Genomic DNA, 17,817 nt, shown 5'->3' on the forward strand with positions numbered 1-17,817 from the left:
TCTTCATTCTGGAGTCCGCAGAACGCCATGTCCAACGAACGTCCCCTCGATGCGCCGTGCGATAGCGACGACGCCTCCCAGGCTTCCCCCTCGCGCGCGCCCGCCGACGTCACGCGCCGCCGCTTCCTGCAATCGGCCGCTGCCGCTGCCGCACTGAGCGCAACGCCTCATCTGCATGCGCAGAACGCGCCACCGGCCACCGCCCCAACGCAAGCTCCGCCGCCTGCACCCGCGCAACCGGTCAGGCTCGATATCAACGGCCGCGAATATGCGCTGCATATCGAACCGCGCGTTACGCTGCTCGATGCGCTGCGCGACTATGCGGGTCTCACCGGCACCAAGAAAGGTTGCGACCGCGGCCAGTGCGGCGCATGTACGGTGCTCGTGGAAGGACGGCGCATCAACAGTTGCCTCACGCTCGCGGTGATGCACGAAGGTCAGCGCATCACCACAGTCGAAGGGCTCGCGGGCGCGGCCGCGCTGAGTCCTGTGCAGCGTGCCTTTGTCGAACACGATGCCTTCCAGTGCGGCTTCTGCACGCCGGGCCAGTTGTGCTCGGCAACAGCATGCCTGAGCGAATTCACAGCAGGTACGGCGAGCGCCGCCACGCCCGACGTGCGCACACGCCCCGCGCAACTGAGCGACGCCGAAATACGCGAGCGCATGAGCGGCAACATCTGCCGCTGCGGCGCCTATGTCAACATCGTGGCCGCCGTGCGCGATGCGCACACGGCCAGCGCCTGAGTCACGGAGGCACGAACATGGATGCCATCTCGTACCAGCGCGCCGCCGACGTGAACGGCGCGATCGCCGCCGCGCAGCGACCCGGCGCGGTGTTCATCGGCGGCGGCACGAATCTGCTCGATCTCATGAAAGGCGGCGTCGCGCATCCGGTGACGCTCATCGACATCACGCGCATCGAGACGCTCGATCAAGTCGAAACGCTGCCCAACGGCGGCCTGCGCATTGGCGCGCTCGTGCGCAACAGCGACGCGGCCAATCACACGCTCGTGCGCACGCAATACCCGCTGCTCTCGCAGGCGCTGCTCGCAGGCGCTTCGCCGCAACTGCGCAACATGGCGACCGTGGGCGGCAATCTCATGCAACGCACGCGCTGCGCGTACTTTTACGACACCGCTTTCTCCCAATGCAACAAGCGCGCGCCCGGCAGCGGCTGCGCGGCGGTTGGCGGCTTCAACCGCATGCATGCGATCCTCGGCGCGAGCACGCAATGCGTGGCCGTCAATCCATCCGATATGAGCGTCGCGCTCGCGGCGCTCGACGCGACCGTGCAGGTGAGCGGGCCGCGTGGTCAACGTTCGATTCCGTTCGCCTCATTTCATCGCTTGCCTGGCGACCGGCCCGATCTCGACACAACGCTTCAGTCAGGTGAACTGATCACTTCGGTCGACTTGCCCCCGCCCTTGTTCAGTGAGCACTCGCACTATCTCAAGGTCCGCGACCGCGCGAGCTATGCTTTCGCGCTCGTCTCCGTCGCGAGCGCGCTGCAACTCGACGGCCACCGCATACGCGCGGCGCGCATCGCGCTGGGCGGCGTCGCGCATCGGCCCTGGCGCGCGAGCGTGGCGGAGCAGCATCTCGCGGGAAAAACACTCAGCGCGACGACGCTACGCGAAGCCGCAGCGGCGGAACTCGCCCAGGCGAGACCGCTGAGCGGCAATGCCTTCAAGGTCGGGCTCGCGCAGCGCGCAATCATTCGTTCGACGCTGCTCGCCGCAGCCGGCACGCAAGGTCAAAACACCGGAGAGATTGCATGAGCACGCTGACCGGACAACCGATGGACCGCATCGACGGCATGCTCAAGGTCACGGGCGGCGCCCTCTACGCGAGCGATTTCCCGCAAACGCGGCTTGCCCATGCCGTGCTCGTCACCAGCACGATGGCGAGCGGCACGATCGCGTCGATCGACGCGAGCCGTGCGCAGTCCATGCCCGGCGTGCTGCTCGTCATGACGTACCAGAACGCGATGCGCCTGCCCAATGGCGGGCGCTCGCCGCTCAAGCCGCCCGCCGGACGCCACCTCACGCTGCTGCAGGACAACGTCGTGCGCTACAGCAACGAGCCTGTCGCGGTCGTCGTGGCCGACACGCTCGAACACGCGACGGATGCCGCGCGCCACCTCGACATCGCCTACTCGCCAACGCAGGCCACGCTCGACTTCAACCGCGCGAAGGGCGACGCGCACGCGCCGCCAAGCCCGATGGGCCGCCCGGTCGAATCGACGCGCGGCAACGTCGAGGCCGGCATGAACGAAGGTGCGGTGCGGCTCGACGCGGTCTACACGACGCCCACGCAGTTCCACAACCCGATGGAGCCGCACGCGACGTTGGCCCATTGGGACGGCCCCGACCTCACGCTCTACGACGCCACCCAGGGCGTGAGCGGCGCGCGCAACGCAGTGGCGGCCGTGTTTGGCATCGCGCCGGACAACGTGCGTGTGATCTCGCCGTTCCTCGGCGGCGGCTTCGGTTCCAAGGGGTCGTCGTGGTCGCACGTGAGCCTGTGCGCAATGGCCGCGAAGCAGACCGGGCGCCCCGTGCGCCTCGCGCTCGCGCGCCCGCAAATGTTCGGCTCGGTCGGCTCGCGCCCGCACACGGAGCAGCATCTCTCGCTCGCCGCGCGCGCGGATGGCACGCTTACGGCCCTCCGCCACGACACGTTCGCCCACACGTCCTCGTTCGAAGACTGGCTCGAGATGTCCGGCCTCATCACACGCATGATGTACGCGGTGCCCAATTGCAGCACGAGCCATCGTGTCGTACCCCTGAATGTCGGCACGCCGACCTTCATGCGCGCGCCCGGTGAAACCACGGGCTCATTCGCGCTCGAATCCGCCATGGACGAACTGGCATGGCAGCTGAAGATGGACCCGGTTGCGTTGCGCCTGAAGAACTACGCCGAAAGCGAGCCGCAGGACGGCAAGCCGTGGTCGTCGAAAGCGCTGCGCCAATGCTATGAAACGGGCGCGCAACGCTTCAACTGGTCGCGGCGCATCGCCACGCCGCGCGCCATGCGCAACGGCAATACGCTCATCGGCCTTGGCATGGCCAGCGCGACCTACCCCGCGAATCGCAGCGAAGCCGCCGCCGTGGCGCGTATCTTGCCCGACGGCACTGCGATGGTCGCGTCGGGCACTCAGGACATCGGCACCGGCACTTACACGGTCATGACCCAGGTGGCCGCCGACGCGCTCGGCTTCCCGCCCAGTCGCATCCACTTTGCGCTGGGCGATTCGACCTTGCCGCAAGCGCCGGTTTCGGGCGGCTCGCAGTCGGCGGCAAGCGTCTCGCCCGCCGTGCAGGCCGCGTGCACCGCCGTGCGCGACAAGCTCGTCGCGCTCGCGCGCGCGGACCGCGGTTCGCCCGTCTACGGTCTCGCCAACGACGACGTGAGCGTGCAGGACGGCTGGGTCGTGAGCCGCAGCGACAGCTCGCGCCGCGATCCGGCCGCCGCCGTCATCGCACGCGCGGGCGGACAGCCTTTGGAGGCGCAGGTCGCGACCAGGCCCGGCGCGGAAAAGCAGCAGTACGCGTTTCACTCATTCGGCGCGGTGTTCGCCGAAGTGCATGTCGATGCCGATACGGGAACGATACGCGTGGCGCACATCGTCGGCGCGTACGACGTAGGGCGCGTGCTCAACGAAAAGACCGCGCGCAGCCAGTTGATGGGCGGCATGGTGTGGGGCGTGGGCACGGCCCTGCACGAAGAGGGGCTTTTCGACACGCGCATGGGCCGCATTGCGAACAACAATCTCGCGGAGTATCACGTGCCCGTGAACGCGGATATCCGCGAGCTGGACGTGCTGTTCGTGGGCGAGCCGGATCTGCGCTTCAATCCGCTCGGCGTGCGCGGCATCGGCGAGATCGGCATAACCGGCGTGCCTGCGGCCATTGCAAACGCCGTGTATCACGCCACCGGCGTGCGCGTGCGCGATTTGCCGATCACGCTCGACAAGGTCGTTCCGCAGATGAATTCGCTCGTATGACCGGCACTGTGTGGCCTGCAATGACGATCCTGCACCCGCATAGTGCATGAGCGGCTAATCCTTGCGGCGCAAGGCAAATAGCGCGGGCGGGGCTTGCCTCGCGCGCGCTTGCGCCGCACAATCACTGCTCCCCCTCTTCGCGGGCGTTCACACCCATGGCCTATGCTTCGTTCGCCACCGGCGTGTTGCTCGCCGCCGGCACCGGCTCGCGCTTCGATCCCAACGGTCTGCGCAACAAACTCCTCGCCCCTCTGCCGGAAGGCACATGCGTCGCGCGCGAGTCCGCGCAACGGCTGCTGCGTGTCGTGCCCAAAGTGATCGCCGTGGTGCGTCCCGGGGCGGAAACGCTCGCGCACGTGCTCAACGACGCGGGTTGCGACGTCGTGTTCGCGCCCGACGCCGCGCGCGGCATGGGCGCGAGCCTCGCTGCCGGCGTGGAAACCGATCATGACGCGGAAAGCTGGATCGTCGCGCTGGCCGACATGCCCTGCATTGCCGTCGCATCGATCGAAGCTGTGGCGCGTGCGCTGGACGACGGCGCGTCGCTCGTCGCACCGTTCTATCGCGGGCAGCGCGGACATCCCGTGGGCTTCGGCTACCCGCATCGCGCAGCGCTCGTCGCGCTCGATGGCGACGCGGGCGCACGCGCCCTGCTGAATGCGCACCCGCTCACGCGAGTCGAAGTCGACGACCCCGGCATTCTGCGCGACGTCGACACGCCAGCCGACCTCAACGGGCTTTGATTCGGCGCCCCCCGCGCTGAGATGGTTCGATTGTTCAATTGCGAGTGCCTGGCATGCAAACGATCGCCTAGGCTATAAGCTGACGCGCACCTTCCAGCCGTCCGCTTTAGCGCAAGAGGACCTCGCGATGATCTGCTCGCACACGAACCCGCTTCCCGATCCGCTCGCCGATCCGACACGGGACCCCGAACGCGACCCGCTCAGCCCGCCGGCGCCGGGCCATCACAACGACGAACCCCAGCAGCCCGAGGGACCGCCGGACAAGGACCCCGTCTGACCGGCTGATGGCACGCCCGGCCGCCAGCGCCTGGCGTCTCACCTCACGGCCGTAACGGCGCTCGCGACGACGGCTCGCAAGCGCCGCGGCGCTTCCTGCGCGCCCCGCCTTTCTTCCGTCCCCATATCCCTGCCTTTCGCAAAGCTTGCGCCTTCGACGGTCGATCCGTAGAATGCAAACGATTCCTATTTGCAGTATTTTTCAAGATTGCCGTGAGCCCAATCGTCATCGCGTTCGCCCGCGCACACTGGCGGGCGAGCCGAGGTTTCGCATGAGACCGCTGCTGGTCCGCCTGCACCGCTGGTTCGGTCTTGGCACCGCCGCCTTCCTGTTCCTCGCCGGACTCACCGGCGCGGTGATCGCGTGGGACCACGAACTCGACGCGCTGCTCAACCCGTCGTTCTTCCGTAGCGCGACGCCTGGCACGCCGCTGCCTGCGCTCGAACTCGCCAAGCGCCTCGAGGCCGAAGAACCGCACGCGGTCGTGACCTTCATGCCGCTTGCCGTCGAGCCCGGCCATACCTGGATCGCGCTGGTGGCGCCGCGCGTCGATCCTGCAAGCGAGGCGCCCTACGCGCTCGACTTCAACCAGGTCGCACTCGACCCCGTAACGGGTGAAGAGCAAGGGCGCCGCATGTGGGGCAAGGCATCGCTTGCGCGCCAGAACCTGATTCCGTTCCTCTACCAACTCCACTACACGCTGTTCATGCCGACGAAGATGGGCATCGACTTCGGCGTCTGGACGATGGGCGTGGTGGGGATCGTGTGGCTGCTCGACGGCTTCATCGCGATCGTGCTCGCTTTCCCGAGCCTGAAAAGCTGGCGCAAGTCGCTCGCGTTTCGCGTGAAGCGCGGCGGTTATGCGCTCACCTTCGACCTGCACCGCTCGGGCGGCGTGTGGCTGTGGGGACTCCTGATCGTCGTGGCTGTCACGTCCATTTCGATGAATCTCGGCGCGCAGGTCGTGCGCCCGGTGGTGTCGGTTTTCTCGACACTCGCGCCGGACCCGTTCCGCATCGTGGCGCCTGGCCCCGCGCTCACGCCCGCAGAGGCCACGACCGCGCGCGAACGTATCGTGAGCGAAGCCGCCGACGTGGGGCGCCGCGAAGGCATCACGGCGCCGCCGGGCGGACTCTTCGGGCTGCCCACGTCCGGCGTGTATGGCGTGGGCTACTACGCACCGGGCATGGATCACGGCGACGCGGGCCTCGGCAACGCCTGGCTCATGATGAACGCGCGCACGGGCGACGTGCTCGGCAGGCAGATTCCCGGCAAAGGCAGCGCAGGCGACATCTTCCTTCAGGCACAGTTTCCGTTGCACTCGGGTCGCATCGCCGGGCTGCCGGGCCGTATCGCCATCAGCTTCACCGGTCTCGTCGTGGCGATGCTCAGCGTGACCGGCGTACTCATCTGGCTCAAGAAAGCGCGTGCGCGGCGCAAGCCCGCGAAGCAAGCCAGGACGGCCAGCACGATCGGCACGCGCGAGCGCGCCACGAACTGATCCGCAAACAAACGCGCGTGACAAAACAAAAGGCCTTGCAACGATCACTCGCTGCAAGGCCTTTTTTTTGGACGGGCTCGAAACCGCTCGCTCGCCATGCTTGCGTTCAGCGCGTCACTTCATCGAACGCCGCGAGCAAGCGCTCGACATCGGCGGCGTGAATGTCGCCCATCGTCGAAATGCGGAACAGTTCCGCCGACAAGCCGCCTTGCCCCGCATAGATCACGAAGCCGCGCGCCTTGAGCGCGTCATGCAGCAACGGATAATCGACGCCTGCGGGCAGGCGGAACGCGCGCAGCACGACCGACGATTCATCTTTCGGCAGCACGCTCTCCATGCCGCGTGCGGCGAGCCCCGCACGCACCTGCTCCGAAAGCGCCGCATAGCGCGCGTGACGCGCCTGCCAGCCGCCTTCATCGGCGAGTTCGCGCAGCGCCTCGACGAGCGCGTAATACGCGTGCACGGAAGGCGTGAACGGCGTGTTGCGCTGATCCTGCAGCGTGGCAAGACGCTTGAGGTCGAGATAGTACGTGCGGCTATGCGCCTGTGCGAGCGCCGTGCGGCGCACCACCACGAAGGCCGCGCCCGGCACGCCGTGCAGGCACTTGTTCGCCGTCGCGGCCACCGCCGCGATGCTCGCGTCGCCGAAATCGATCGCTTCGGAACCGAAGCTGCTCACGCCGTCCACAAGCATTTGCACGCCGCGCGCGCGGCACGCTTCGCCCAGCGCGCGCAGATCGTTCAGGCGGCCCGTAGTCGTTTCGTGATGGATGATCGCAACGTGCGTGATCGCCTTGTCGGCGTCGAGCGCGGCCGTGATGCGCGCGAGGTCCGGCGCCTGCATCCAGTCGTGCTTGACGACCTCATGCGCAATGCCGTACTGCTTCGCGATGGCCGTAATGCGCTCGCCATACACGCCGTTTTCGACGATCAGCAGCTTGCCGGTCGCAGGCACGAGTGTCGAGATCATGCTTTCGACCGCAGCCGTGCCGGAACCCGTCATGAGCACGGCCTGCCACTGCGCGGGGTCGAGATCGTAGACGCCCACGAGACGCGTGCGCGCCTCTTCCTGCACGTCGAAGAACTCGCTTTCGCGATGGCACAGGTCTTCCTGGAGAAGGCTCTGGCGCACGCGTTCGGTCAGCGTGACCGGGCCGGGGTTGAGCAGCAGCATCGTGAATTCCTTATTTGGCAGACTCGTAAGCGAGCGCGCCGATGTGGCGCATGAGGCGCGTCTTCACAGCGGGCGGCGTGATCGTGGGGCGCGGCAGGCCGTCGGGCGTGCCGCGGCGAATCGTCAGGCGTACGAAGCGTGTGCCTGCGACACCCGAAGCGCCCTTCGCGCGTTCGCGCGCGGCGGCGAGCACGCTGTCGAGCGTGGTGAGGTCGTCGCCTTCCACGGCGTCCGCGTAACCGCACGCGGCAGCCACGTTCGCGAACGACACCTGCCCCGACACGGTGGCCTGGCCACCCGTCGAGTCGTGCGCGCCGTTGTCGAGCAGCACGTGCGTGAGGTTCGCGGGGCCATAGGCGCCGAGCGTGGCGAACACGCCCATGCGCATGAGCGCCGCGCCGTCGCCGTCTAGCGCGACCACGTTCAGGTCGGGCCGCGCAAGCGCGAAGCCGAGCGCGAACGGCGTGACGCAGCCCATCGAGCCCACCATGTAAAGCTGGTTCGAGCGGTCGTCGAGCGCGTAGAGTTCGCGGCCGCAGAAACCCGTCGAGGCGACGACCACCGTCGACTCGGCAGGCGTCGCGGCGATCACGCGCTCGAGCGCCTGCTGACGCGTGGCCAGTTGATCAGGCGTCTTTCCGGTCCACTTTGCCTGCGCGACGGGCAGCGCATGCTTTTCCGGCATGGCGCCGCCGCCCTTGAGTTCGTAGGGCGCCACACTACCCTTCTGCATGACGAGCGCATACGGGCGGCCCGTTTCGTCCATGTGCCTGATGGCGCGGTCGAGCGCCGCCGCGATCTGATCCGCTTCCGTGGGGAACGTCTCCCACGGAATTTCCATCGTTTCCAGCATCTGCGGCGTGACAGGGCCCATCAACGCGTGCTGCGGTTCGTCGCTGACGCCCGGCTGGCCGCGCCACGTCACGATCAGCAGTTGCGGCAGGCGGAATGTCCACGTGAGCGAAGTGAGCGGGCTCACGGCGTTGCCGAGGCCCGAGTTCTGCATCATCGTGATGCCGCGCTTGCCCGCGAGCGCCACGCCCGCGATGACCGCGACCGCGTCGCCTTCGTTGGCCGCGCTCACGTAGTGCAGCGAGTCGTCTTGCAGCACGTAGTTGATGAACGGCGTGAGGTACGAGCACGGCACGCCTGCGTACCACTCGAAGCCGCGCGAGCGCGCCGCTTCGACGAACTGTGCGGCTTCGATCATGCCTGGCCCTCCGCGCCCAGCGGCGTTTGCGCGTGGGCGAAATCGCCCGCGCGGCGGAAGTCTTCGAGGTCGTTCACACCGCGCCAATGGCCGTGCACGTATTGCACTTCGACTTTCTCGCCGTCTGCGATCAGCGCGTTGAGCAGCGCGGGCATGTCGAGCGTGTCGAAGTCGGCGCGCGTTTGCAGTTGCGCGAGCTTCTTCGCGAGCTTCGCGCGGCCCGCGCCACGCACGTTCACGAGACCGATCCAGCGGCCATGCGCCGCCGAGCCGTTCGCGGCCGGTTCGCTCGCCACCCGCTCGAGGAACACCTTGTTGCCGAACAGGTCGCGCTCGTCGGCGGCCGAGCACCATGCGAAGTCGCGCGTGCTGCTGTTCTCCGAGTCAGGCGACGAATCCACCACCACGCTGAAGTCCGCTTCGCTTTCCACGAGATCGCGCAGGATGTAGCTGCGGAACACGAGGTCGCCGTACGAAATCACCGTGTCGTTGTCGAGCGCGCCAACCGCGCACGCGAGCGAAGCGAGTTCGTTCGTCTGTGCGAAACGCTCGTTGCGCACGAGCTTGATGCCCGCGGTGTCGATGGCCTCGGCCTTGTAGCCGCCCACCACGGTGATGTCGTTGACCGACTGCTTCTTGAACGCATCGACGAGCCAGCGCAGCAGCGGCTTGCCCGCCACGGGCAGCATGACCTTGGGCTTGTCTTCCGTGTAGGCGTCGAGGCCCGAACCGCGGCTCGCGGCCAGCACGATCGCCGAGCCCGCGCCGCGCGACGAAGCGGAAAGGTAACGGTCTTCGGCTTCCGAGTATTCGTCGGCGTCCTGCAGGCGAAAAATTTCGTTGACCGTAGCAATACGGTCTTCGACATCGACGAGCGTTTGCGTTTCGTAAATCGTTTTTGTGACTGCCTGCATGGCCGAAACGGCCGCACGAATCTGATGGTTCGCCCAGATCACCGTGCTGATGCCCGCCTTGCGGAACACGTCGGTCGGCGTGCTGTAGTACTTGGTCGGCACGATCACGAGCGGCCCGCGGCCCGCCCACTCGCGCGCGAACGTGAGAATCTCGTCAGCTTTCGAAAGCTTGCTGTGGATGAGGATCGCGTCCGCGCCAGCCTGCCGATACGCCTCGGCGCGCTTGAGCGCTTCGTCCATGCCCCAGCCCGCGATCAGCGCCTCCACACGCGCGACGATCGAGAAGTGCTCGTCGGTTTGCGAGTCCTTGCCGGCCTTGATCTTGCCGCAGAATTCGTCGATGTCGGCGAGCGGTTGCGCTTCGCCGCCGATGAAACTGTTGGTCTTCGGGAACACCTTGTCTTCAATGCAGACACCGGCGATGCCGCGCTGCTCCAGCTTGCGCACGAGACGGCGCACGTTGTTGAAGTTGCCATAGCCGGTGTCGCCGTCGAGCAGGATCGGCAAGTCGCTCGCATCGGCCATGAACTCGAGGTTGTCGACCACCTGGGTCCAGCTCGCCTCGTTGTTGTCGCGCACGCCGAACTGCGCGGAGATCGAGAGGCCCGAGCCCCAGATCGCCTTGAAGCCCGCTTCGCGCGCGATGCGTGCGGAAAGGCCGTTGTGCGCTTCCATCAGGAATTCGAGTTCGTTGCTGGTCAGCATCTGGCGCAGCCGCGCGCTGCGCGACGTGGCTACAGCGGCGGGGACCAGGGCGGGTTCGCGTGCGTTCATTCTTGTTACTCCAGTGGACGTCATGAGGGCGGCAGCGGGGGCTGCGCCGTGCGCGTCGCATCGTTGGGAAAGGTCCTTCATCCCGGCCTCGTCGGGGCCTCGAAGTCGGGCCGGCCGGGTGCAAAGTCGCGACTATATCGGAAATGATTCCTATCCGCAGTCGATCACCGCAAAGAGTGGCAAATCATGGAGATACAGTGAAATTTGTGGCTTTTATCGGCGTTTTCGCGTGGGTTTCAGCGCGGCGTCACATGCGCCCTTATGCGCCAGATCAAAGATCGTTGATTTGTATGAAGAAACGCTGCCTAAGCAGGGTTCCCCCTGGGTCTCGCGCACGTTTGCGGGGGCCGTAAACACACACAGACGGCCTCGTTTCTCCCCCTGCGTTGTGCCCGCCGTGCAGCCTCTCTGGAATACCCGACCGACCATGCAGAAGATGACACTCAACAAGAAGCTCCGCTCGATGATCGCGATCCTCTGGATCGGCCTGCTGCTGATCGTCGCCTTTGGCGCCTGGCAAAGCCGCGAGGCGATGGTCCGCGAGCGGCGCGCGCAACTCACGACGCTCGTTGAAGAAGCGATGAGCGTGACGAACTACTACTACGGCCTCTCGCAACGCAACGTCATGCCCGAAGCCGACGCGCAAAAGCAGGCGCTCGCCGTGATCGGTTCGATCCGCTACGGCTCGGACGGCTATCTGAGCATCAACGACTCGAATGCGGTCATGCTGATGCACCCGATCAAGCCGGAGCTGAACGGCAAGAAGCTCACCGACTTCACCGACCCGGCCGGCACCCACGTCTTCACCGAACTCGTGAGCGCGGCGAGCGGCCCGAACGGCGGCTTCCTCGACTACCTGTGGGCCAAGCCCGGCCATAGCGAGCCGGTGCCCAAGACGAGCTATGGCCGACGCTTCGCGCCGTGGGACTGGGTGATCGTGACGGGCATGTACATGGACGACGTGCGCGCCGAGTTCTTCGACAGCCTGCTGCGCTGGCTTGGCGTGACCTTCCTGCTGGGTGCCGCCGCCACCGCGGTGATGGTGCTCGTGGTGAAGAGCGTGCGCAGCAGCATCGGCGGCGAGCTGGAAGGCGCAGTGGACGCAGCCAACCGTATCGCCCAGGGCGACCTCACGCTGCGCCTGCAGGTGCAGGGCACGAACGAGGCGAGCCTGATGCGTGCGCTCGCAACGATGCAGACGGCGCTCGTGCAAACCGTCTCGCGCGTGCGCAGCGGCGCGGAAAACATCAACGTGGGCGCGAACGAGATTGCGGCGGGCAACACGGATCTCTCGCAGCGCACCGAGGAGCAGGCGGCGGCGCTCGTGCAGACTGCATCGAGCATGGATCAGATGACGGCGAACGTGCGCCAGAACGCGGATAGCGCCCAGCATGCGGCGTCGCTCGCGAGCCAGGCCGCCGACGTCGCCACGCGCGGCAGCGCCGTGGTCGACGACGTGGTGCGCACCATGGGTGACATCACGACGAGCTCGCAGCAGATCGGCGACATCATCGGCGTGATCGACGGCATTGCGTTCCAGACCAACATCCTCGCGCTGAACGCGGCCGTGGAAGCGGCGCGCGCCGGCGAACAAGGCCGCGGCTTCGCGGTGGTGGCCGCCGAAGTGCGCAGCCTCGCGCAGCGCTCCGCCACCGCCGCCAAGGAGATCAAGGCGCTGATCGAAAAGTCGACCGGCACCGTGACCGAAGGCCAGCAGCTCGTGACCAACGCGGGCTCGACGATGACCGAGATCGTGCAGTCGGTGCGACGCGTGCACGAGATCCTCGAAGAGATCAGCAACGCGTCGCGCGAGCAGAGCGCCGGCATCGAGCAGGTCAACCGCGCCGTGGGCGAGATGGATCAGGTGACGCAGCAGAACGCGGCGCTCGTGGAAGAGGCCGCCGCCGCCGCCCATTCGCTCAAGGATCAGGTGAGCGTGCTGCGCGAGTCGATCGCGAGCTTCCGCTTGCCGATGCACGCTTAACTCGTTCTGCCCGCCGCGGCGCGACTTCGCCGCCGCGCGCTCCCCCTTCCCTCCGGGCCGCTTTCGCGGCCCGGTTTGCTTTACGCCCCTCCCGCTTTCTCCCAACGTTCGCGCCGCATGACGGCGCGCAACGCGCGCCCAGTCGTCTCGCGGCCGCGCGCACCTATCATTTCAATTCAATTACATCATGTTTACAATGTAATTCTGCCAAGCCACCCCGCCTTGCCGATGATCCGCTCCAGGAAACCGCCGCGCGACCCGCACGCGGCCGCGACCCGTCACCCGATGCTTGCGCCGCGCCTGCCCGCGTGGCGCTCGAAGTTCATCGTGTTCATCACGTTCGCGGCGTTCGCTGCGCTGGCCGGGCGCGCGTTCTGGATTCAAATCGCCAATCACGGCTTTTACGTGAAGCAGGGCCAAAAGCGCTACCAGCGCACGCTGGAGCTCGACGCCATGCGCGGGCGCATCGTCGATCGCAACGGCGCGCTGCTGGCCGTGAGCCTCGCGACCTTCGAAGTCTGGGTGAACCCGCGGCTGCTCGACGCCGCCGCGCACGCGCCGCTCGCGCGCCTGCTCGACATGCCGCTCGCGGAGCTCGAGCGGCGCGTGGCCGGCGACCGCTCCTTCGTGCTGCTCAAGCGCCAGGTGGACGCCAGCACCGCCGAGCACATCGACGAGATGGGCACGGGCGGCATCACCCTGATCGCCGACTCGAAGCGCTATTACCCCGAAGGCGAATCGGCCGCGCACGTGGTGGGCTTCACCGATATCGAAGACGCCGGCCAGGAAGGCATCGAACTTGCGGCGAACGCGCGCCTGCGCGGCACGCCGGGGCAGCGCGAGGTGATCCGCGACCGGCTCGGGCGCGTCGTCTCCGAGCCGCGCGAGCGCGTGCAGCCGCGCAACGGCGACACCGTGCAACTCACCATCGACCGCCGCGTGCAGCAGCTCGCGTACACGCAGCTCAAGGCAGCCGTGGCGAAAAACCATGCGGAAGCGGGCAGCGTCGTCGTGCTCGACGCACAGAACGGCGAGATCCTCGCGCTCGCGAACTGGCCGTCGTTCGACCCGAACGACCGCGCGCGTCTCACGGGCAAGCAGCTGCGCAACCGCGCCGTGGTCGACACGTTCGAACCCGGCTCGACCATCAAGCCCGTGGTCGTTTCGCTGGCCATGGACCTGCGCAAGGTCAACGCGAACACGATCATCGACACCTCGCCGGGCACTTACCGCATCGGTCCCGCGACGGTCCACGACACGTCCAATCATGGCCGCATGACCGTGGCCGAAGCGATCCAGAAGTCGAGCAACATCGCACTCGCCAAGCTCGCGCTGAATCTTCCCGCGCAAACCATCTGGGACAAGTATCAGGAGTACGGACTCGGGCAGAAGCCCGGCGTCACGTTCCCGGGCGTGGCGCCTGGCCGCGTGCGGCCGTGGGCGCGCTGGCGCCCCATCGAACAGGCGACGATGGCGTATGGCTACGGCCTTTCCACTTCGCTGCTGCAGATGGCGCAGATCTACACGGCCTACGCCGGCGACGGCACGCTGCATCCGGTCACGCTGCTGCGCGATGCGCCAGCCGGCGCGGGCGGTTCAACGGCGTTGGCCACGCGCGCGGTCACGACCCCGGCCACGGCCGCCGCCATGCGCAAGATGCTGGAAATGGCGACGAGCGACGGCGGCACGGGGCGCGCGGCGAACGTGGATGGCTATCGCGTGGGCGGCAAGACGGGCACCGCGCGCAAGCAGATCGGCGCGGGCTACGCGAAGAACCGCTATCGCGCGCTCTTCGTGGGCATGGCGCCGATGAGCGCGCCGCGCGTGATCGTGGCGGTGATGATCGACGATCCTGCGGGCAAGGCGTTCTATGGCGGCACGGTCGCGGGACCGGTGTTCTCCGGTGTGACGGCCGGCACGCTGCAGTTGCTCGGCGTGCCACCCGATGTCGCGGCCGCACCCGAGAGCGCCAAGGGCGCGAACGGCGCGAAGCCTGGCTCTGGGCGCGGTTAGCGTCGCAATCAATGGTGGCGATAAGCGGGCGGCGGCTCGCTGCCTGACACCGCGGCGGGCGCACCGGCTTCGCCGTTCTGCGCAGGCGGCGCACCGTAACCCGACTGCGCAACCTGTTCTTGCTGCTGGCGCGCCTGCGCGAGGCGCGCTTCGTTGGCGCGTTTTTCGGCAAGCCTGTGCATGGCGCTTTGCACATCTTCCGGATAGTTGACGTCATTCGCTGAAGCCGGGTTGTAGCCCACCGACTCCAGATCGACCAGTTCCTGCAGCACCTGGGCGCGCGTCACCGAGCCGTTTTGCGCGGTGTTTTGCGTACTGTTGGCCTGGGCAAACGACACCGTCGGAACGATCGCCATCATCGAAACCAGCGCCACGCGTAGCATTGCGTTCTTCACCTTGCTCTCCGTATGAACTCGATGAGCAAAGTCTACGTAGCGCGGCCACGCATAAAAACCGGCTTACGCAGGAGAGAGTCTTCTATTCCTCGCAAGATTGATAAGGACTTCTGCGGTCCTCAAATCTGGTCGCGGCCAAACGCGCGCAGCCCGTCGAGATCGAGCACGTCCACGCGGTTATAGGAGAGCGCGACGAGCCCCCGGCGCTCGAGCGTCTGCAGGGCCTGGTTGATCCGTTGCCTCGACGCGCCCGCCAGCATGCCGATCTCCTCCTGCGAGATGTCGAGCGCGCGCCCCGTTTCGGGGTAAAGATCGGGATTGAACATCTGCGCGAGCGACTGCGCAACGCGCGCGTCGACGTCCAGCAGACGGCTGTTCTGGATCAGCGCAATGAACTCGCCCATGCGATTGTTGAGCTGATGGATCACGAAGCGGTTGAACGGCAGGCTGCAGTCCATGAGGCGGTGGAACGTCTCGGTGGCGACGGCCATGACGAGCGAAGGTTGCAGCGCAATCACATCGTACTTGCGCGGCTCGCGCTTGATCACACTCCCCTCGCCGAACCAGCCGCCATGCGGCACACCCGAAAACGTGCAGCCGCGCCCTGAAGCATTGAAAATCGCCAGCTTCACGAGGCCCGAACTCACGCCGAGCCACCAGTCCGAGGGGGCTTCGCGCGCGGCGACGATCGCGCCCGCGGCATAACCCTGGGCATGCGAGGACGCCAGCACCCACTCGCGATGCTCGGGCGCAAGCGCGCGAAACCACACGCAGCGCTCGAACAAGGCGGCGAGGCGCGCCATGTTCGCTGCGTCGATGCGCTCGCCTTCGCGCCACGAATCGCGGGCGGGCGGTGTCCCGTCCGGGGGCATAATGGATTGCGACATCGCGCTTTCCTGGAGTTAGGTCAATCTTTGGGTCGATATTGTCGAGCGGATCGTGAGTTGCAGCGCTCTCGCGACCCGCTCTGTCGCGCCGGCGACAGACTGGCGTGCGCGGCCCTGCTACGGTAGCGCGAATCATACCTACAAACCTGCGACACGCCGCGGCACGGCTTTCGAGCCGGCATCGGCGATCGACACCGGAGACACCGCCATGTTGCACCCGTACGAAGAAGGGCTCGCACAACGCGAAGCCAACTATGTGCCGCTCACGCCAATCGATTTCATCGCCCGCGCGGCCGAAGTCTATGGCGAGCGCCTCGCCGTGGTCCATGGCGACGTCCGCCGCACCTGGCGCGAAACGTATGCGCGCACGCGGCGGCTCGCGAGCGCGCTCGCGCGGGCGGGCATCGGCCGCGGCGACACGGTGGCGGCGCTGCTGCCCAATATCCCCGCAATGGTCGAGGCGCATTTCGGCGTGCCCATGCTCGGTGCGGTGCTCAATACGCTCAACACGCGGCTCGATGTCGCAACCATGCTGTTCATGCTGCGCCATGGCGAAGCGAAAGCGCTGATCGTCGATACCGAATTCGCGGCGCTCGCGCAACGTGCGGCGCTCGAATTTCCGAACCTCAAGATCATCAGCGTGGCCGACATCGCGCCCGCCGACCCCGAGTTCTTCCCGCGCGCGACCGACTACGAAGCGTTCCTCGAACAGGGCGATCCCGAGTACGCCTGGGTGACGCCGAGCAACGAATGGGACGCGATTGCGCTGAACTACACCTCGGGCACGACGGGCGACCCCAAGGGCGTGGTCTATCACCATCGCGGCGCGTACCTCAACGCGGTGAGCAACATCCTCGAATGGGACATGCCCAAGCACGCCGTGTACCTCTGGACGCTGCCGCTCTTTCACTGCAACGGCTGGTGCTTCGCGTGGACCGTCGCCGCGCGCGCGGGCGTCAACGTATGCCTGCGCAAGTTCGACGCGAAGCTCGTGTTCGACCTCATTCGCAGCGAGCGCGTCACGCACTATTGCGGCGCGCCCATCGTGCAGGGCGCGCTCGCCGACGCCCCCGCGGAGTATCGCGATGGCATCGCGCACACCGTGCGCACGATGGTCGCCGGCGCGCCGCCCCCACCGGCCGTGATCGCGAAGATGAAGGCGATCGGCATCGAGCTTACGCATGTGTACGGTCTGACCGAGGTGTACGGTCCCGCTGCCGTGTGCGCGGTGCAGGAGCGCTGGCAGACGCTGCCCGAAGAGGAACAGGCGCGCCTCGCCGCCCGCCAGGGCGTGCGCTATCACCTGCAAAGCGGTGTGAGCGTGCGCAATGCGCAGACGATGGAGCCCGTGCCCGCCGACGGCGAAACGCTCGGCGAGATCATGTTCCGCGGCAACATCTGCATGAAGGGCTATTTAAAGAACGAGCGCGCGACCGAAGAGGCGTTCCGCGGCGGCTGGTTCCATACAGGCGACCTCGGCGTGATGACGCCCGACGGCTACGTGCGCATTACCGACCGCAGCAAGGACATCATCATCTCGGGTGGCGAGAACATCTCGAGCATCGAAGTCGAAGACACGCTGTATCGCCACCCTGCCGTCGCGCTCGCCGCCGTCGTGGCGATGCCCGACCCGAAGTGGGGAGAAGTGCCTTGCGCGTTCGTCGAATTGCGGCCTGGCGCGAGCGTGACGGCCGAGGAAATCATCGCGCACTGCCGGCTCTTTCTCGCGCACTTCAAGGTGCCGCGCGCCGTGCGCTTTGGCGAACTGCCGCGCACGGCCACGGGCAAGATCCAGAAATATGAGTTGCGCGCGCAACTAGGTTCGCAAAGCGCCATCGATCTGGCCGGCACGCAAGACGCGCCGAAAACACCTCGGTAAAAACGACACCGGCACCCGCCGGCCGGTACAGGTGACGCATTCGGGCGGCGCGCGCCGCCC

General features: G+C 66.8%; 13 protein-coding genes. 8 read left to right on the plus strand and 5 right to left on the minus strand.

All coding sequences use genetic code 11. The features are described 5' to 3' along the window. Positions 1-27 precede the first annotated feature (27 nt). The 5 genes from U5A65_RS07070 to U5A65_RS07090 all read left to right on the plus strand — a co-directional run bounded on the left by U5A65_RS07070 (position 28) and on the right by U5A65_RS07090 (position 6,527). Positions 28-744, plus strand: coding sequence for a (2Fe-2S)-binding protein (locus U5A65_RS07070; protein ID WP_321916048.1), 717 nt, complete (start codon positions 28-30; stop codon positions 742-744). A gap of 17 nt (positions 745-761) precedes the next feature. After that, positions 762-1,778, plus strand: coding sequence for a xanthine dehydrogenase family protein subunit M (locus U5A65_RS07075; RefSeq protein ID WP_321945913.1), 1,017 nt, complete (start codon positions 762-764; stop codon positions 1,776-1,778). After that, positions 1,775-4,006 carry a xanthine dehydrogenase family protein molybdopterin-binding subunit gene (locus U5A65_RS07080; RefSeq protein ID WP_321916050.1) on the plus strand — a complete coding sequence of 744 codons (2,232 nt, stop codon included), beginning with the start codon at positions 1,775-1,777 and terminating at the stop codon, positions 4,004-4,006. The genes U5A65_RS07075 and U5A65_RS07080 overlap by 4 nt, the downstream gene beginning before the upstream one ends. A 155-nt stretch (positions 4,007-4,161) precedes the next feature. Beyond that, positions 4,162-4,749 (plus strand): nucleotidyltransferase family protein, encoded by a 588-nt coding sequence (locus U5A65_RS07085; protein ID WP_321916051.1) that lies wholly within the window; start codon positions 4,162-4,164, stop codon positions 4,747-4,749. A 548-nt stretch (positions 4,750-5,297) separates the two neighbouring features. Next, positions 5,298-6,527 (plus strand): PepSY-associated TM helix domain-containing protein, encoded by a 1,230-nt coding sequence (locus U5A65_RS07090; protein WP_321938484.1) that lies wholly within the window; start codon positions 5,298-5,300, stop codon positions 6,525-6,527. 106 nt (positions 6,528-6,633) lie between these two features. Here U5A65_RS07090 and U5A65_RS07095 read toward each other — a convergent pair whose 3' ends face one another. Genes U5A65_RS07095 through aepX form a run of 3 tightly spaced genes read right to left on the minus strand, consistent with a single transcriptional unit; the run spans position 6,634 to position 10,599 of the window. Further along, on the minus strand, positions 6,634-7,701 hold the full coding sequence (locus U5A65_RS07095; protein ID WP_321945914.1) for a 2-aminoethylphosphonate aminotransferase: 1,068 nt from the start codon (positions 7,699-7,701) through the stop codon (positions 6,634-6,636). 10 nt (positions 7,702-7,711) lie between these two features. Beyond that, positions 7,712-8,911: a phosphonopyruvate decarboxylase gene (gene aepY, locus U5A65_RS07100; RefSeq protein WP_321945915.1), complete on the minus strand. Its 1,200-nt coding sequence runs from the start codon at positions 8,909-8,911 to the stop codon at positions 7,712-7,714. Then, on the minus strand, positions 8,908-10,599 hold the full coding sequence (aepX, locus tag U5A65_RS07105; RefSeq protein ID WP_321916055.1) for a phosphoenolpyruvate mutase: 1,692 nt from the start codon (positions 10,597-10,599) through the stop codon (positions 8,908-8,910). Before aepX ends, aepY begins: the two co-directional genes overlap by 4 nt. 436 nt (positions 10,600-11,035) lie before the next feature. Here aepX and U5A65_RS07110 point away from each other — a divergent pair, with 436 nt between their 5' ends. Both U5A65_RS07110 and U5A65_RS07115 read left to right on the plus strand, forming a co-directional pair. Beyond that, positions 11,036-12,583 carry a methyl-accepting chemotaxis protein gene (locus U5A65_RS07110; protein ID WP_321916086.1) on the plus strand — a complete coding sequence of 516 codons (1,548 nt, stop codon included), beginning with the start codon at positions 11,036-11,038 and terminating at the stop codon, positions 12,581-12,583. A 228-nt stretch (positions 12,584-12,811) separates the two neighbouring features. Further along, positions 12,812-14,596, plus strand: a complete 1,785-nt coding sequence (locus U5A65_RS07115; protein WP_321916056.1) for a penicillin-binding protein 2 — start codon at positions 12,812-12,814, stop codon at positions 14,594-14,596. Positions 14,597-14,604: 8 nt separating this feature from the next. Here U5A65_RS07115 and U5A65_RS07120 read toward each other — a convergent pair whose 3' ends face one another. Then, positions 14,605-14,979 (minus strand): DUF4148 domain-containing protein, encoded by a 375-nt coding sequence (locus U5A65_RS07120; RefSeq protein WP_415764695.1) that lies wholly within the window; start codon positions 14,977-14,979, stop codon positions 14,605-14,607. A gap of 131 nt (positions 14,980-15,110) precedes the next feature. Next, entirely contained in the window at positions 15,111-15,863 is a 753-nt protein-coding gene (locus U5A65_RS07125) for a Crp/Fnr family transcriptional regulator (protein WP_321916088.1), read from the minus strand. A 223-nt stretch (positions 15,864-16,086) separates the two neighbouring features. Here U5A65_RS07125 and U5A65_RS07130 point away from each other — a divergent pair, with 223 nt between their 5' ends. Beyond that, entirely contained in the window at positions 16,087-17,757 is a 1,671-nt protein-coding gene (locus U5A65_RS07130; protein ID WP_321916057.1) for an acyl-CoA synthetase, read from the plus strand. The last annotated feature ends 60 nt before the right edge of the window (positions 17,758-17,817 follow it).

It is taken from the genome of Paraburkholderia sp. J10-1 (assembly GCF_905220165.1).
GTDB lineage: Bacteria > Pseudomonadota > Gammaproteobacteria > Burkholderiales > Burkholderiaceae > Paraburkholderia.

Coding starts and splice junctions, on each gene's coding strand:
- aepX (WP_321916055.1), bottom strand. CDS start 10,599: ATGAACGCACGCGAACCCGCCCTGGTCCCCGCCGCTGTAGCCACGTCG.
- U5A65_RS07125 (WP_321916088.1), bottom strand. CDS start 15,863: ATGCCCCCGGACGGGACACCGCCCGCCCGCGATTCGTGGCGCGAAGGC.
- U5A65_RS07090 (WP_321938484.1), top strand. CDS start 5,298: ATGAGACCGCTGCTGGTCCGCCTGCACCGCTGGTTCGGTCTTGGCACC.
- U5A65_RS07080 (WP_321916050.1), top strand. CDS start 1,775: ATGAGCACGCTGACCGGACAACCGATGGACCGCATCGACGGCATGCTC.
- U5A65_RS07095 (WP_321945914.1), bottom strand. CDS start 7,701: ATGCTGCTGCTCAACCCCGGCCCGGTCACGCTGACCGAACGCGTGCGC.
- U5A65_RS07085 (WP_321916051.1), top strand. CDS start 4,162: ATGGCCTATGCTTCGTTCGCCACCGGCGTGTTGCTCGCCGCCGGCACC.
- U5A65_RS07070 (WP_321916048.1), top strand. CDS start 28: ATGTCCAACGAACGTCCCCTCGATGCGCCGTGCGATAGCGACGACGCC.
- U5A65_RS07120 (WP_415764695.1), bottom strand. CDS start 14,979: ATGCTACGCGTGGCGCTGGTTTCGATGATGGCGATCGTTCCGACGGTG.
- U5A65_RS07110 (WP_321916086.1), top strand. CDS start 11,036: ATGACACTCAACAAGAAGCTCCGCTCGATGATCGCGATCCTCTGGATC.
- U5A65_RS07075 (WP_321945913.1), top strand. CDS start 762: ATGGATGCCATCTCGTACCAGCGCGCCGCCGACGTGAACGGCGCGATC.
- U5A65_RS07130 (WP_321916057.1), top strand. CDS start 16,087: ATGTTGCACCCGTACGAAGAAGGGCTCGCACAACGCGAAGCCAACTAT.
- U5A65_RS07115 (WP_321916056.1), top strand. CDS start 12,812: ATGATCCGCTCCAGGAAACCGCCGCGCGACCCGCACGCGGCCGCGACC.
- aepY (WP_321945915.1), bottom strand. CDS start 8,911: ATGATCGAAGCCGCACAGTTCGTCGAAGCGGCGCGCTCGCGCGGCTTC.